The 15,047-nt window shown below is 43.9% G+C and carries 13 protein-coding genes and 2 pseudogenes; 2 read left to right on the top strand and 13 right to left on the bottom strand.

All coding sequences use genetic code 11. The features are described from left to right. Nucleotides 1–58: 58 nt before the first annotated feature. The 3 genes and pseudogenes from PGN_RS06295 to PGN_RS11945 form a co-directional block, all read right to left on the bottom strand. The gene (locus tag PGN_RS06295) at nucleotides 59–1,432 is read right to left on the bottom strand and encodes a T9SS C-terminal target domain-containing protein (protein ID WP_039417140.1); all 1,374 of its coding nucleotides are present in this window, start codon (nucleotides 1,430–1,432) and stop codon (nucleotides 59–61) included. 94 nt (nucleotides 1,433–1,526) lie between these two features. Next, nucleotides 1,527–2,261 (bottom strand): ABC transporter ATP-binding protein, encoded by a 735-nt coding sequence (locus tag PGN_RS06300; protein WP_012458179.1) that lies wholly within the window; start codon nucleotides 2,259–2,261, stop codon nucleotides 1,527–1,529. 18 nt (nucleotides 2,262–2,279) lie between these two features. Continuing rightward, nucleotides 2,280–2,402, bottom strand: a pseudogene (locus PGN_RS11945) (ABC transporter permease); the annotation flags it as partial. A 98-nt stretch (nucleotides 2,403–2,500) separates the two neighbouring features. On the opposite strand from PGN_RS11945, the gene PGN_RS06305 reads away from it, so the two are divergent. Then, nucleotides 2,501–3,586, top strand: coding sequence for an IS5-like element ISPg8 family transposase (locus PGN_RS06305; RefSeq protein WP_012457179.1), 1,086 nt, complete (start codon nucleotides 2,501–2,503; stop codon nucleotides 3,584–3,586). A 24-nt stretch (nucleotides 3,587–3,610) separates the two neighbouring features. Continuing rightward, nucleotides 3,611–3,733: pseudogene (locus tag PGN_RS11950) on the top strand (DNA methylase); the annotation flags it as partial. Here the strand turns inward: PGN_RS11950 and PGN_RS06310 are convergent. From PGN_RS06310 to PGN_RS06355, 10 genes are all read right to left on the bottom strand, one after another. Then, a complete protein-coding gene (locus tag PGN_RS06310; protein ID WP_012458180.1) occupies nucleotides 3,716–4,369 on the bottom strand; it encodes an MlaE family ABC transporter permease in 654 nt (217 codons plus the stop codon). The pseudogene PGN_RS11950 and the gene PGN_RS06310 sit on opposite strands and share 18 nt — an antisense overlap. Nucleotides 4,370–4,606: 237 nt before the next feature. After that, on the bottom strand, nucleotides 4,607–5,947 hold the full coding sequence (locus PGN_RS06315) for a T9SS type A sorting domain-containing protein (protein ID WP_012458181.1): 1,341 nt from the start codon (nucleotides 5,945–5,947) through the stop codon (nucleotides 4,607–4,609). Between the two features lie 382 nt (nucleotides 5,948–6,329). After that, a complete protein-coding gene (locus PGN_RS06320; protein WP_012458183.1) occupies nucleotides 6,330–8,027 on the bottom strand; it encodes a hypothetical protein in 1,698 nt (565 codons plus the stop codon). Nucleotides 8,028–8,204: 177 nt separating this feature from the next. Beyond that, on the bottom strand, nucleotides 8,205–9,107 hold the full coding sequence (locus PGN_RS06325) for a branched-chain amino acid ABC transporter permease (RefSeq protein WP_012458184.1): 903 nt from the start codon (nucleotides 9,105–9,107) through the stop codon (nucleotides 8,205–8,207). Further along, a complete protein-coding gene (locus PGN_RS06330; protein WP_012458185.1) occupies nucleotides 9,107–9,991 on the bottom strand; it encodes a branched-chain amino acid ABC transporter permease in 885 nt (294 codons plus the stop codon). Before PGN_RS06330 ends, PGN_RS06325 begins: the two co-directional genes overlap by 1 nt. Before the next feature lie 66 nt (nucleotides 9,992–10,057). Beyond that, nucleotides 10,058–11,278 carry a membrane protein gene (locus tag PGN_RS06335; protein WP_039417136.1) on the bottom strand — a complete coding sequence of 407 codons (1,221 nt, stop codon included), beginning with the start codon at nucleotides 11,276–11,278 and terminating at the stop codon, nucleotides 10,058–10,060. A gap of 6 nt (nucleotides 11,279–11,284) precedes the next feature. Beyond that, a complete protein-coding gene (locus PGN_RS06340; protein ID WP_012458187.1) occupies nucleotides 11,285–12,295 on the bottom strand; it encodes an alanine--tRNA ligase-related protein in 1,011 nt (336 codons plus the stop codon). Beyond that, entirely contained in the window at nucleotides 12,292–13,413 is a 1,122-nt protein-coding gene (locus PGN_RS06345; protein ID WP_012458188.1) for an ABC transporter substrate-binding protein, read from the bottom strand. The genes PGN_RS06340 and PGN_RS06345 overlap by 4 nt, the downstream gene beginning before the upstream one ends. After that, the gene (locus PGN_RS06350; protein ID WP_051892388.1) at nucleotides 13,410–14,117 is read right to left on the bottom strand and encodes an ABC transporter ATP-binding protein; all 708 of its coding nucleotides are present in this window, start codon (nucleotides 14,115–14,117) and stop codon (nucleotides 13,410–13,412) included. Before PGN_RS06350 ends, PGN_RS06345 begins: the two co-directional genes overlap by 4 nt. Continuing rightward, the gene (locus PGN_RS06355) at nucleotides 14,114–14,851 is read right to left on the bottom strand and encodes an ABC transporter ATP-binding protein (protein WP_012458190.1); all 738 of its coding nucleotides are present in this window, start codon (nucleotides 14,849–14,851) and stop codon (nucleotides 14,114–14,116) included. Before PGN_RS06355 ends, PGN_RS06350 begins: the two co-directional genes overlap by 4 nt. Nucleotides 14,852–15,047 lie beyond the last annotated feature (196 nt).

Below are 15,047 nucleotides of genomic sequence, written 5' to 3' on the forward strand. Positions count from 1 at the left end.
ACTTCCTCATACATTGCTCATAGCATTAGAACAATCGGAAAGGTCGATTCGTTTTTTGCTATCGTGGGAGGTTTCCCCCCAAAGGTATTTCGTATGCAGGTCGGAGTATATTGATATCCCCTTTTCGCTTGTATTTGATTCCGTCCGCTCCTTCTGCCTCGATCACATAATAGTACACGCCCGTAGGCATCATCTTGCCTCTGTACTTGCCGTCCCAACCTTCATCCGGATTGGTCCAACGAAATATCTGCTTTCCCCAGCTATCGAATATACGCCCGTCAAAATGAACAAGAGAGGAATGCTTCACTCGGAATACATCGTTTACACCAGGACTACCGTAAGGGCTGAAAGCATTGGGCACAATCAGACTGGACTCTGCCACCTTAAAATAGTTTTCCAGCAAAACCTCATCAGTACAAGTCCCCGTTCTGTTAGTTGCCTGTAGCAGAATGCTATATATGCCGGCCTGGCGGAATGTAAACTCCGTAGAAATTCCATTATAGACAAGGACACTGTTTTCAGCCCCCTCCTCCGTCCGATAGATACGCCAGACAAAATTGGCAGCCGAAGGCTCATTGCCGTATGCAGCAAGCATCACGGTAAAAGGAGCCGACACGAGAGAAGCATCTCCCTCTTCGGGCGTATTATCTCCTATTGCGCTCCCGCCATCCACCTTGTCCACGAAAGCATACACTTCTACTTTCGGTGTCAGAATTTCATCCGTGGCGACGGCAGTGAAAGGCAGCGATAGCTCCTTAGTAAAGCGATCGCCATGGATCGTGTAAACGGCATCTGCCAACGATGCCGACACCACAAGAGTTCGTTCGTCATCCGATGCTTCAACCTCAACTTCCTTGGTGGAAGGTCGAAACAGGCGAGCTTCGGCATCCCATTCCATATCCGGATAGGAAATTTGCACATGTCGATCCAAGCGACGGGGTATACCATTCGGCTGAAAATAGGGAATAGGCCGGATGGCTGCATCCACAGCTAAGTCCATCGAGATACAGGGAGAGGTCTCGGAGGGTTTCCCCGTAACAGCGGAAATAAATAAGGCATAGTCAGCATAGTTGCTTATCCAATAGTACTGAGGCAGTCTTCCATCTCCGGACACGAAATAACCACAGTTGAGCTGAGGAGCGGTCAGTGTCCACATACCATCCGAATATGTAGATGTAGTCACTTCTTCCGCTTCGATAGCTTTGGTCGTATAGCGATACAACTTTCCTGTACCTGCTCCGGCAAAACGCAGAATGACAGATGCGGGATTCAGTGTATGCAGCATAAAAACCTGCAAGCGATTGGGTGAATCATCCAGAGCTTTCATACTCGGTGCACCGACTATCTGTAACTGTGCCTTTGCTGTGCCGAAAGCTAACATGGAGAGCAAACACAGCTTTAAGAGTGTACACAACTGATTATTTCCTTTCATCCGATTGTTTTTCTTTTTTATCCGGCCAATGATTTTATTCGTGAGAGCGAATGGAAAGAAGGAAGAGCACGAGAGATGCCCGGCTGACAGAGCATCAGTATTCCATTGTCTTGGCAAAGACGAAGTTCTTGAGCGACGTACAATCCGAAGAGTTCAGCGTAGCACTCGTTCCTTCCCACTCCTTACTGCCATGACGGATGTAGATGATCTTGTCCCCGATTGTCTTCACGGAGTTCATGTCATGAGTATTGACTACTGTGGTAATACCATGCTCTTGTGTAAGACTATGTATAAGATCGTCTATTACGAGCGAAGTCTTCGGATCCAAACCGGAGTTAGGCTCGTCACAAAAGAGATACTTCGGCCCCAAAGCAATCGCACGGGCAATGGCAGCCCGTTTCATCATACCGCCACTAATTTCGCTGGGATACTTATGTCTGGCATCGGAAAGCCCCACCCGATGCAATAGATACTTAGCCCTCTCTCGACGGACTGCCGGCTTATCGCTCGAAAACATATTCATCGGGAACATAACGTTCTCCATGACAGTCATACTGTCGAAGAGCGCAGAACCCTGAAAAAGCATACCGACTTCGCGCCGCAGAATTTTCAGCTCACGCTCACTCATAACCGTAATATCTCGACCATCATACAATACCTCTCCCGATGTAGGAGCAATAAGCCCGATGATGCACTTCAGCAGGACGGTCTTACCCGCTCCACTGCGTCCGATGATCAGATTGGTTTTGCCCGTCTCGAATGTCGCCGAGATATTGTTGAGTACTTTCTTGTCTTCAAACTGCTTACTGACTTCTCTGACTTCGATCATAATACGTTAGTATAACATTTACGCAAGCAATAAATTCGTGAGGAGTAAATCCGCCACAAGCACCAATATACTGCACTGAACCACAGCGTTGGTACTTGCTTTCCCCACCTGCAATGCTCCACCTTTCACCGTATGAGACCATTGCACGGCGATTGGTGTGTATTTTGTTTATTAATTCATTGTATAATAGGGAGTTATTTTGTATATTTGAGTATTAAAAACAGCATAATATTCCTCCCATGGCATACCAATCCAAGAATACCGATGAACATGTAACATTTGCAGACGCACTCCTTTCAAAGCGTTATCGCAAAGCACAAAACGACTTCCTCAATCAGGTTGACACGCTTATCGATTGGCGTCCGATCAGGACGCTGATCAACAAGAAATACACGAAGCGACAAAATGCCATCGGCGCCCCGGCTTATGACGTGATTCTCTTATTCAAGATGTTGCTTTTGGAGACATGGTACAACCTCAGTGATTGTGCTTTGGAGGAGCGCATCAATGATTCAATCACCTTTTCCCGATTCTTGGGACTGAAGATGGAAGAGGTATCTCCCGACCACAGCACCATCAGTCGATTTCGTTCGGCACTGACAGAGTTGGGTCTCATGGACAAACTGTTGGCGCAGTTTAACAAACAACTTTCGCGCCATCACATTTCGGTCAGGGAAGGGGTGCTTGTCGATGCAAGCCTTGTGGAGACGCCGCATAAACCCAACGGAACCATTACGATTGAAGTCGCAGACGACAGAGAAGACAATCGGAGCGAGGAGGAAAAAGAGGCAGAGGAGGATTATCAAAAACAGGTTGTCCGCCGGCGTAAAGGGACGGATGAAGAAGCCCGTTGGGTTTACAAACAAAAGCGTTATCACTACGGATACAAAAAGCATTGTCTGACCAATGTTCAAGGCATTGTTCAAAAGGTGATAACAACTGCAGCGAACCGCAGTGACACGAAGGAGTTTATTCCGCTATTGCAGGGTGCAAACATACCTCAAGGCACAGCCGTCTTGGCGGACAAAGGATATGCTTGCGGGGAAAATCGTTCCTACCTGCAAACCCATCACCTTCAAGACGGCATTATGCACAAGGCACAACGCAACAGGGCATTGACCGAGGAAGAGAAGCAACGAAACAAAGCAATCGGTCCGATACGGAGCACCATCGAACGCACCTTTGGCAGTATTCGGCGGTGGTTTCATGGCGGACGATGTCGATACCGGGGACTTGCCAAGACCCATACTCAAAACATTCTTGAAAGCATCGCCTTTAATTTATACAGAACCCCGGGGATAATTATGTCCTCATCTCTAGGATAAGGTATAACCACCCTTGAGGAGCTCGTGCAAGCAGCTCCGCAAGGGGGGATTTACAACTACTTTCACTCCTTACTGCCACCCCTTTCACTCGCTCCTTTTATGCCAAGAACTCCTCTTCCCTCCATCTCCTTATTTTTCAAAGGTCTCCGTATAGCCGTAGTAACCGGCCACGCTCGATATGATGAAAGCATAGGCCACCGACTTGATAATGGAGTAAAACACATTATAAGGGGAAAAGAAAAGCTGCAAACCGTACTCAAAGTCGCTCCGAGGCAAATTCGGCACCAACGAACAGGCCAGATAACCACCGACAATACCCGTGGACATGCTGATTATACTCAGAACCGGAACGAACAGCATGAATCCGATGATTTTAGGCAGGATCAGATAATTGGCCGAGTTCACACCTATCACCTCCATAGCATCGATCTGCTCAGTCACACGCATGGTTCCCAATTCGGAGGCAATACTCGACCCCACCTTACCGGCCAAAATGAGACACATAACCGTGGAAGAAAACTCCAACAGAATGATCTCACGTGTAGAATAACCTATCGTAAAGCGCGGAATGAGCGGAGAGGTCATATTCAGAGATAGCTGGATAGTGATAACGGCTCCGATGAAGAACGAAATGATAATTACGATCCAAACCGAATCCACTCCGAGCTTGTCTATCTCCTTAATCAATTCCCTGAATGACATCCTCCACCTGTTAGGCAGAGAGAATGTCCGCTGCATCAATTTTGTGTACTCTCCTATCTGTTGCAGAGTTTTATTGTTCATTCGCTTTGCTTTGGATTAGTCCCGACAAATATACGAGGTTTCGGACAAAACACTCCGAAAGAAAAATTTTTCCAAATCAACAATTACCGTGTACAAAGGCTAAAGCCTCCTGTCTTCCCTTTCTGCTGAAATCTACATTCATATAAATAGAAAAAGCCCCTTGGAGAAGAAGTCAAAAGACATATTCCAAGAGGCTTTTTAGAGACAAACTCAACCGATCACGCTACAACAGAGCGACTATACCTGCACCTTATGACTGAATACCTGTCCGGAAGAGAGCCGCACCGAGACTACGTAAATACCGCTTCGCTTTAGTCCGTTAGTATCTATGTCCGAATAGATTTTATTATCAATGGTTTGCCGAAGTACCATCCTGCCAGCCAGGTCGAAAAGCAATACCTCAGACACCGGAGTTTCACTTTCGATCCTTATCTTCCCGGCCAAAGTATAGACATCCACTCCTTGTACAACTGTCGGAGAAATGAAAGAGGTTATAAAAGACTCTTTACTCCTGAGCATAATCCCACCAACTTTCGCATAAAGAAGTTTGTCCCAAGGGCTATAGAAGAAAGTGTCAAATATCAGGCCTCCGTATATTTCATCTTCATACCACTCAAAATCAAAGACAGATGCGTCAGAAACACAAACCCTTGTCCGACCATCTACTCCGTTAGGAGTCCCGAAGACTTCACAAGCAATCTTGTTGTCGTCCATCATGCATATATTTTGAACGATCGCATTCTGTATATCTCCGCCAACAAGTTGCCATTTGCCTTCATCTGCTTTTCTGATCGCAAGGACTCCACTCATAAATCCTGTATATGAAGTAACAAGAGCTATTATATCACCTTCTTTATTAGAGCACATGGATGCAATAATCGAGTTACTCAATTCACTTTCCGAGATATCGATGAACTCACCGTTCTGATAAGTAAGGATAGTCGTAGACATTGTAGTTTCATGCATCAATGCCAGATAGATGGTGCCACTATTCGTAGCCTCTGCAAAGCGACAGCTCATAGGTGTAGAGTCTTCATAGATAGTGTTGAACTCGAAATCATTTACACCTGATGCGAAGATGTGATGCCTGGTACCTATATAAGTCACCCCTGTCGAAGAGCGAAAAACAGCCATACCATGCTCATATGTAGACTCAGAAGTTTTGAATATACACTTCCATTCGTTCTGCTCGTTTATATAAAGTTGATACTCTTGATCCCGAGAAGAAGTCGTACATACATAAACTCTGCCATATGCATCTGTCTGAATATCCGCAACTATCTTGTCATCAAAATACGGATCATGCTTCCACCACTGTTCATTATCGCCTAATGGTCGATAGTAGATACCCAATTGCTCAGAAGTATAATTTGCTCCCTGCTGAATCCTTTTTGTCACGGTTACATAGATTGTTCCCTTTGAATCAATCCCCATATTGGGAATTATATACTTGACGTTAGGCTCATTACTGATAAAAGGAGGAGCTATTTCTTCCCAAAAGCTCTGTGCGTTTCCGCCCAATATACCTGACATCATTAAAGCCAGACACAGAATAATTTGTTGAACTGTTGTTTTCATTTCCTTTTCGATTATTAGTTATTTATCATTTTATTTCATCTGCATCTTTCGACTACCTACTTCCTTGCCATTTACAATCAGAGAATATACAGAGCAAATCCCTGAAACACATCACCATATGACATATGCCGAAAGGTAATAATTATATCAAAAACGACAAAATCACAAAAGAAAATTCTCTTTTACCGCTCAAAATCGGTTTTCGGTTTTCAAAGCATGCCTGCATAAAAATAGCAACACCTCTCAGATAGAGGAAAAATAAAAATCCGTCCTTGCGGAACAACAGATCGCCAAGAAGAAAAACAAGCCGGAAAAACAAAAGAGCTGCCTCGGGGGAGGCAGCTCTTTTGCTGTTATAGAGCCTAAGGGCTCTTTTTTCTATTTAGCGGCGGAGCAGAGACTTGAAACCTCCGTCGTTTGCATACTTGGCAAACTCCAGATCCGTAGCGGCTTTCTTCATCATACTGCTATCGAGACTGATGGATTCACGGAGCGAATTTATTACAACGTCCAAGTTGTTCGTACGTGCAGCCACAACAGCCATGAGGTAATAAGTAGTAGCGTCAGGATTCTTTATCCCATTCAGGATCTCTTGTGCTCGGTTGTAGTCGCGATTGAGGATATTGGCTACGGCAGCATTGTTGCTCTCGGTCTTACCGAAAGCCGCTACAGCCTGGGCATAATTGCCCTCTTGCAGATAGAGCAAACCAAGAGCTTCGCCCAATTCGGGCACATTGGCAGCCGAGCCGAAATACTGCTTAGCCTGCTCTACATTACCCTCGTTAAGAGCCAATAATCCAAGGTTCATATCCGTTTCTGCATTGGGCTTCACGCTTGCAGCCTTTTGGAACCAAGTACGAGCACCCTCCAAATCACCGCTGCGATAACGCATCATACCGATATTGTTATAAGCACGATAGTCATCCGGATAGATCTGAGTAGCCACCTTGTAAATATCTTCCTTTTGAGCAGGAGATTCGAGCAGAGTAGCACTATAGAGCAGCTCCTCCACGGTCAGCCGGCCGGGGTTCTGGGCTGCAAGACGTTTGATCTCGTCATCGCTCTTACCTATGATTTCGACATTGGCGATAAGGCGCGAACGACGTAGTTGGGGCAGGATATCATCCGCCAGCTGTCTGAATACGGTAGAGATATTCTTGATCTCCTGCTCACGCTGCTCGGGATCCGGATACATGGCAAGAACACGCAGAACAAGTTCCTTGTCCTGAATATCGCTTTTCTCCACAAGCTGCTTGAAGCCTTCCCAGTCCTGTGCCGTATAGTGTGCATTGATCTCTACATCCTTGATGTTGCTCTTTTGGAATTGTTTCTTCAGAGCAGTGGTCGTATTTTTCTCGCGCTGCTCGGACAGCTTTTCGTTCAGCTCCACACCACCATCAGGAGAAGCGTAGGCTTGTACCTCCACCGTTACATCCTGATTGGGAGCATCCTTGGCATTGGCCACCAAGTCTTTCCAGTCTTTCACCTCACCCTTGTTGATTTCTTGTGCACGAATCTGTGCCTGTTGGATGAGGAACATGATATTTGCATCATAGGCTTGCTTGATGATGCGCTGGAATGCATCCGGAGCGATTGCCGCCGATGCATTAAGAGCAGAAGCCAAGGCTTCCGTACTGATTACACCATCAGCGATTTTGAGATCCGGAAGATTTATTTTCTTCCCTTTTACTTTGGCTTCGAAGGTTAAGAAGAGTTCACTCTTGTCCATGGCCGGCTTATAAGGGAAAGAGAATACGAGCTGCTGATTGCCACCATTGTCATAGCTGACTACACGCTCATTGCCAAGTACTTTTTCTCCCTGAAAAAGGAATGAAGGTCCCCATGATTCACCTGTAGCATAGCGCAGCACAGGCTTCACTGTAAGTTCGGCTTTCTTATTGAACCATTTGGCAGGAAAAGCGATACTCACGGTCACAGGCACTTTGCTTCCCACGACTTCGAGTGGTTGTGGCTCAGCCTTTACCAAATCGGCAGTCACAGGACGTAATTTGCCGGAGCAGGAAGAGATGACTACCGCTGCCGCGCAAACGAGTAGTACAGAAAAGATTTTCTTAAGCATAGTTTTTCATTGTCAATTGTTGAAACCGGAACAAAGCTACCATTTTTTCTCTGTCTTATTCCATATCCATAAATTCGGAGTCGCCCGTTCCACTGTATATATTCTTACAGTGAAAAGATTCCGGCAGAAAGACACCAACGATAGGAAGGCATTTACATACATAAGTCAGAAAAAACCTCAGCCATTATCTTCCGTATCTCTTTGAGTCTTCACTTTTAGGAAGAGCTTTGGTTTTGCAGTTCTCATACGATAGAAAACCAAGATCAAAGCCAGACCATAGAAAATCTGACGCATATTAGCCGCCACAGATGAGGGCATCCCGACAAAACGTAAGGCTTCGGGAAGTAAGACCAAGAAAGCTGCCGCATAAAAGATGTGCCACAAATTTCTCATTCCTCCGATGATCACAATACTTAGAATAAAAATAGACTCGTCTACAGTGAAGCTACTGGGATCAATATAGCTGATGTAGTGCGCATAGAGCACCCCGGCGATAGAGGCAAGCATCCCGCTAATCACGAATGAAACCGTCTTGGCTCCTGCTACATCTTTGCCCAAGCTCTTCGTGTAGACCTCGTCTTCGCTGAGGGCAATGAGTACCCGACCAAAGGGCGAATGCATCAGCCGATGTAGCGCGCCCCACACCAGACTCGCCAAAGTCACCCCAAGGAGGCAATAGGCGAACTTACTCTCCAGCTCCACACCTGACACAATGGCGAAAGCCGGGATACCGGGGATCCCCAAGGGGCCATGAGTTACGCTCTGCCAGTTATTCATGATTGAGTAGATCACAACCTGAATACCCAGAGTGATGATGATGTAGTAGTCATCGACGGTCTTGGCCGCCACACGAGCTACAATCCAGGCTAACCCTCCCGAGAGTAGCATCGCCACAGGGATGTTCAGCATCGCAGGTGTCCCCCAGTGTATCGACATCAGAGCAGTCGTATAGGCTCCCAAGCCATAGAAGCCCGCATGCGCCAGCGATACCTGACCACTATACCCTGCCACTAGGCTAAGCGACTGTGCCAAAATTGTGTAGATGCAGATTAACACAAACAGATGTAGCAAATACTCCATTAGATCTCTGCTTTTTTGAGTTGCTTGCCACTAAAGCCGTATGGACGGAAGTAGAGGAATACAATCAAGATGACGTAGGCCGTGGCATTCATCCATTTACTATCGATATAGTAGGCCGATAGATGCTGTGCTGTGGCCAATAAGAGAGCCCCAAGGAGGAGGTAGCGCATCCGCCCCATCCCCCCAATGATCATGGCTACCACGCCATAGAGAAACCAGTTGAAGCCCATAGTCGGGGTCATATCTATGTCTGCCGCAATCAAAATCCCGGCACAGGCGGCTAGCCCCGTGCCAATTCCCACGCTCCAGGCTATGGCCTTGGTTTCTGAAATTCCCAAAACACGACTGAGCTCAGGATTGGAGGCCACAGCCTTAATCTGACGTCCAATATGGGTACGCTCCATAAAGAGGTGGCTAAGAAGCAACAAGATAACCGAACTCACAATCGTGATAATCTGTACATCGGTTATGTAGGCTCCCATAAATTCGTGCCCAACCTTGATCTCCCACGTCCTAAAGCTCAGCGTACTATCCCCCCAAATCATGGAGATCACATTCTGCAGCACCACATACAGCCCCAGCGAAGCGATCATCATCTGCCAACTCTCAAGCCCTTGCCGCTTCAGAGGATGATACACCCACTGGTTAATCCCTAGCATCAGCAAAACGACAACCGCAATAGCCAATGGTACAGCTAACCAAAGCGATACTCCCCAAAGCACGCTCGCCGTATAAACCATATATGCCGCCAGAGTCAAAGATACAGCGTGGGCAACGTGAAAGAAGCGAATAGCTAGATATATGTCAAGAAAGGGAAACGCGATAATGATATACAAAGACAAAGCATAAACTATACTACTGATAACTTGTAAGACGTTTGCCATTTTGGGTGTTTATTTTCCTCAAGTTGCTAATTAATACTAATCGACAGACTTTCCATTAGATTCATCTTATTTGGGGCTTTTATTAGGACAAGGGTTAAGTCTGTTTTTATCGCAAAATGTTTCTATAAAAGACTCCATAGAATCCTTTATATGCTTATTGTTAAATATATTCCCTTCAAATTTGGTCTTATCATCATGTATAAATGTTCCAATGTAGTAATCCCCTTTAATTGTATTTGCAACTAAGAAAAAACCAGCGAAAGAAGTTTTATCATCATTCAAATATTCCAAATACTTGCTTTTATCTAGCTCACAAACAGAGCTTTGATTATCTTCACTAGACTCTTTGGCATCATTCTGATATGATTTGCAACCGCTAATCCCTGTTTTTGTGATTTTACATAACAGCCTTATCCAATATCCCTCTTCTGCCAACACATTATTTCCATCTTGTTCTTGGTTTGCTCCGCCCTTTTGATAGATCAAATCTAAATGACCATTTATGAAGGATCTCTCCTTATGTTTATCCTTTATTTGATTGTACTCTTCTTTTAAGAACATTTTTATTAGATCCCAGTGATGACAGTTTTCCATCGCTTTATCAATATAATCTGCAGCTCCATCAGGGATGTCACGCCTTCGAGCTCCAACTTTCAAGTATGTCCAATGAAATACGACCCCTTTATGAGCTTGACTCTCCATAATTCTATACAAATCATCTAATAGGATTTTATTATCTCCTATATAGCCAGGACAGAAAGTTGGAGCAATTATATACACATGGTCACCAGGGGTCGCATTCCGCACAATTCTCCTAAGCTCTCTGAGATATTCCTCTATCTCAGTTGTGCGATTACGATCTAATGCAATTAACACTTGCACAGAAACAAACAGCCCGAGCAAGGTTAGTAGAACTCCTGCCATTGTCAATGCAAAGGAGTACTGAGACTGAAAGTTTAATGGGATAACCAAAGGTGTTATAATCGAAAGGAGAATGAGAACGGAAAAACCAACAATAATCCAAATATTCCGCTCTTTAGTAAAGGGAGATTTTATGGTTATTCTTGTAGCGTATATAAAAAAGGCGATAATAGCTATTACAGTTATGAAGTAAAGGATTCTATACTGAGAAATCTCAAAATAAGAGAAAACCAGAAAAATAATTACTGAAAGTATCCCCAAAAGAAGGAAGAATTTGGACAATTTGCTCATCCTTGGTTTATTCTCTTTTTCTGTAGCTACTCCAGCACTTCTATCCTTGACTCTTTTTGAACTAATCCACATCATCACTCATCACATTAAATATCTCGATTTATAATGTTCTTTGACTGCTGAAACACCCATTTCAACCACATCGTTCTCCTGCAATTCTAAATAATTAATCTCTGATTTGAGTTTATCGATAAATCCTTTCATTATTTTCCCGTGGGGTGAGTTGTCGGGTTTTTGTCCGTCTAACTCAATAAAGACTAGAGTCTTTATTAACTCTAGAATTCGGTTGATCTTATCTTGGTTGAGTCTATACTCCATTTCATTCCTGAACAAGTCCTTGATCTGTTCAGAGAATAGAGAGAAAGGAGGGGTATCAAAGACTCGATTGTAGCCATTCAGAAGATAAGTTATCCTATCAAAGCCAAATCCTCCCCCAATGGCCATATTAGTCATCGGATGTAATTTGCCCTCAGAGAATAAGTATTTATATATATTGATTGAAGCAATCTCTGTAAAATCTTCTCCTCTCTTATAAAATATCTCAATGCTATTACCAGCTGGTCGCCCCACTCCGTTGCTAAAAATAAAATTCTGTCGTCCTTTTGTTTTCACGATATTAAGAGGCCTTATACCATGATGTAGAAGGCATTCGTAAGAGAGCGTGTCAGCTGGATATTTCTTATGTAATACAGACGCTCCCTCGCTTACCGAGAAATAGATCTGATTCATATCAAACCCCAATAGCTCTATTAGATCTATCACATCTCGAAGAATACTCAAAAGCTGTTCTTTTATATGATCAATATAGCCAAACACACCCATCACCCCCATCTCGAACATAAGAAGATGGTGATTGCTTGCCCCTAACTTTTCCAAATCGATACGCCTTATACAGATTTCATTAATAGCTATCTTGATTAGTTCTTCCTTTTCTTCGTTTTGAAGGATAGGTATAACATATTGATGTCCTGCACTCAAATTAAATTCGTTGTTGAAATAAGGAGAAATCAAATTACTCCGTTCTTTCTTTGCATATCCCCTCTCTCTTGTAAATTGGAAGAACTTTTCAATAACTTCTTGTTGTGTGATCATTGTTTTATTTTTTTATCCTTGACTGAAAAAATATCGATATCAGGGAGTATATCATTGCTTGCAGAAATCGTAATCGTTTCTCCCAGACCTTCAAATGAACCCATTGTAGCAAGTTGCCTAGCAATATCTTTTATCCCCCCCTCTCTCGCACATCTATTGATGGCTTCTGTAATCAACAAAGCAGAATTAAAAAAGATCATTTCACTTATCGTCATATCTTTGCCGAATATCTTTTTATATTCTGCTAGTATTAGGTTATATTTCTCTGATGGATAGTTATCCTTGAAGTCTATGTAAGATAGATTACTGAATTCTTTTAGCTGATTAAAAGCACCGCCTACTTTAAATCCAAGCGTCGTAATTATCTCGTTCTTGTAGCCCTGTTCTCGTAAAATATTTACAAGTTGGTATAGTTCTTTGCCATTGCCTCCAATCACTACTCTATACGGCTTCTTATGAATAACCTTCGAACAGACACCTCTAAAATTTTGATCACCTATATTGAATGCAAGTATATTTTCTTTCGCAATAAAATTATTACGACCAAATTCTCTAGCTAATGCTTCTCCGTAGTCATCTGATGTATGAAGCAAGATTGTTGATGCGGAATCCAAACCTATATATCGCTTCAAAAGAGCGAACTCTTGTGTTACAGTAGGAGAATGCCTAAAAAACAAGTTGTTTACATCTGATAAAGATGGATGTGTCGCATGCGAAATAAATAGAAGCCCTTTTTCCTTCTGCTTCGAAACTAAAGATAGGTCTACTGCACTCACTATTGAGAATATAATGTCAATATTCTGAACTTCTGTCAAATGAGTTAAGGCAGAAATAGAAATTGCAGGGATTCCCTTGCCATCTTCAAAAACAAATTCTATTTTCTTCCCTCCTTTCAGTAGATTTTCATCATTGATATATTTTTGGGCTAATATGAGTCCATTCTGCCCAGACTCCCCCAAGCTAGCCATATTACCCGTTAAAGGAAGAATCGCTCCAACTCTAATAGTCTCGTTATCTTGCTCTTGCTCTTGATTACATGTAAAGGCAAAATATCCAGCTACGACAATCAAGACAGCAAGGATAACTACTTGCAAAAATATTTTTCTATTCTTTTTCATACGATGAATTGTTTGATGTTATCTAATGTGTTTAAATCTCTAGTGTATAGCGTGCCGAGTTTAAGGCCGAGGACTCGATCGACGTGATCGATAAGCTCTCGAATGCGGTGCTCGATGAGGACGATGCTCGTTCCCTGTACTTTGAGTTTTTGGATATAGCTGAGTACCTGCTCTGTGTTGTCTTCACTAAGCCCCGCAAGTGGTTCATCATAGAGCAAGAGACGAGGCTTATTGGCCATAATCATCGCTAGGCTTAGCATTTTACGCTCACCACCGCTCAGCCGTCCTGCTGTTTGTTTCGATCGGTGCTTGAGGAGTGGCATCTGCTCGAGAACTTCCTCCATACGCTGGGCGATCTCGGATTTGTACCCGAGGTGCAGAAGGGAGCAGTATAGGTTATCTCGAACGCTCATATCCTCATACAATTCGCCCTTTTGGGGAATATACATCAGTCCTCTGCCGATTAACCGAGAGGCTGGTGTATGTAGCTGTGGCGACTGAAGCAAGCCCCCCTCAAAAGACACTTCGCCCGACCAAGCCCCTAGCAAACCATAGATGACCTTAAAGAGTGTACTCTTCCCCGAGCCATTGGATCCGACCAAGAGTACGACCTCTCCCTGCCCGATCTGTAGCGATATGTCGTGAAGGACTTGCTTTGGCCCGTAGCCCGAGTTAATACGGCGAATATCTAGGAGTGTGCTCATACGTAGGCATTTTGGACGATTTCATTCTCTCTAAAAGCTTTATAGCTCGCATACTCCGAAATCTTGCCTCCATTGAGGAATAGAATCTTGTCGGCCACGAGCTCAATGAAGTCTTGATTGTGCTCGATAATAAGCAGTGCTTTACCTGAATTACGCAGACCGATAATAACTTGAGCTAGCAAATCTCGGTACTTGGGGTTGACCCCAGCCACTGGTTCGTCTAGGAGCAAAATCGGCGCATCGCTCGCCAAACAGCAAGCCAGATTGAGGAGCTTCTGCTGTCCATAGGAGATTTGCCCAGCAAGACTATCTGAGACATCCTCAATAAAGCAAGTTTTAAGAATCTCATTGGCCTTTTGGATAAGCTTATTTTCTTCCTCTCTATTTGAAAAAAACACACGCCACCATGCCTCGCCACGTTGCTGCGAAAATGCCAGCAGGATATTCTCTCGGACACTTAGCTTGCTGATGAGCCGCATGTCTTGAAAGGTACGAGAGAATCCGATGCGAGCAACTTGGTACGGGCTAAGAGACTGTATCAGTTTATCACTCAAATATACTTCCCCTGCCTCCGGCTTAAGGAATCCGGAGATGATATTAAACAAAGTCGTTTTGCCCGATCCATTCGCCCCCATCAGCACGGAGATTTGTCCAAATTCAAGAGATAGAGAAGCTCCATCCAAGACGTGGTTATCTCCAAAAGCTTTGGAAATATGCTTAACCTGAAGAATCATATCGAATTAACGCTGCGAAGTTAGTTATTCATATTTGCTTTTGTATCGATTTTTCAGTTTAAAATGAATTTTATTTTGAATTCCTTTTTCATTAGCTTACTCATATCTCATCTCGTACAATCTTTTGATCTGTGACTTGGGTGAAGATCCACTCAATACGGAGTCCAAGCTCGCAGCCAAGCATCCATGTAAATTG

Source organism: Porphyromonas gingivalis ATCC 33277 (assembly GCF_000010505.1).
Lineage (GTDB): Bacteria > Bacteroidota > Bacteroidia > Bacteroidales > Porphyromonadaceae > Porphyromonas > Porphyromonas gingivalis.

Coding starts and splice junctions, on each gene's coding strand:
- PGN_RS06295 (WP_039417140.1), bottom strand. CDS start 1,432: ATGAAAGGAAATAATCAGTTGTGTACACTCTTAAAGCTGTGTTTGCTC.
- PGN_RS06300 (WP_012458179.1), bottom strand. CDS start 2,261: ATGATCGAAGTCAGAGAAGTCAGTAAGCAGTTTGAAGACAAGAAAGTA.
- PGN_RS06305 (WP_012457179.1), top strand. CDS start 2,501: ATGGCATACCAATCCAAGAATACCGATGAACATGTAACATTTGCAGAC.
- PGN_RS06310 (WP_012458180.1), bottom strand. CDS start 4,369: ATGAACAATAAAACTCTGCAACAGATAGGAGAGTACACAAAATTGATG.
- PGN_RS06315 (WP_012458181.1), bottom strand. CDS start 5,947: ATGAAAACAACAGTTCAACAAATTATTCTGTGTCTGGCTTTAATGATG.
- PGN_RS06320 (WP_012458183.1), bottom strand. CDS start 8,027: ATGCTTAAGAAAATCTTTTCTGTACTACTCGTTTGCGCGGCAGCGGTA.
- PGN_RS06325 (WP_012458184.1), bottom strand. CDS start 9,107: ATGGAGTATTTGCTACATCTGTTTGTGTTAATCTGCATCTACACAATT.
- PGN_RS06330 (WP_012458185.1), bottom strand. CDS start 9,991: ATGGCAAACGTCTTACAAGTTATCAGTAGTATAGTTTATGCTTTGTCT.
- PGN_RS06335 (WP_039417136.1), bottom strand. CDS start 11,278: ATGATGTGGATTAGTTCAAAAAGAGTCAAGGATAGAAGTGCTGGAGTA.
- PGN_RS06340 (WP_012458187.1), bottom strand. CDS start 12,295: ATGATCACACAACAAGAAGTTATTGAAAAGTTCTTCCAATTTACAAGA.
- PGN_RS06345 (WP_012458188.1), bottom strand. CDS start 13,413: ATGAAAAAGAATAGAAAAATATTTTTGCAAGTAGTTATCCTTGCTGTC.
- PGN_RS06350 (WP_051892388.1), bottom strand. CDS start 14,117: ATGAGCACACTCCTAGATATTCGCCGTATTAACTCGGGCTACGGGCCA.
- PGN_RS06355 (WP_012458190.1), bottom strand. CDS start 14,851: ATGATTCTTCAGGTTAAGCATATTTCCAAAGCTTTTGGAGATAACCAC.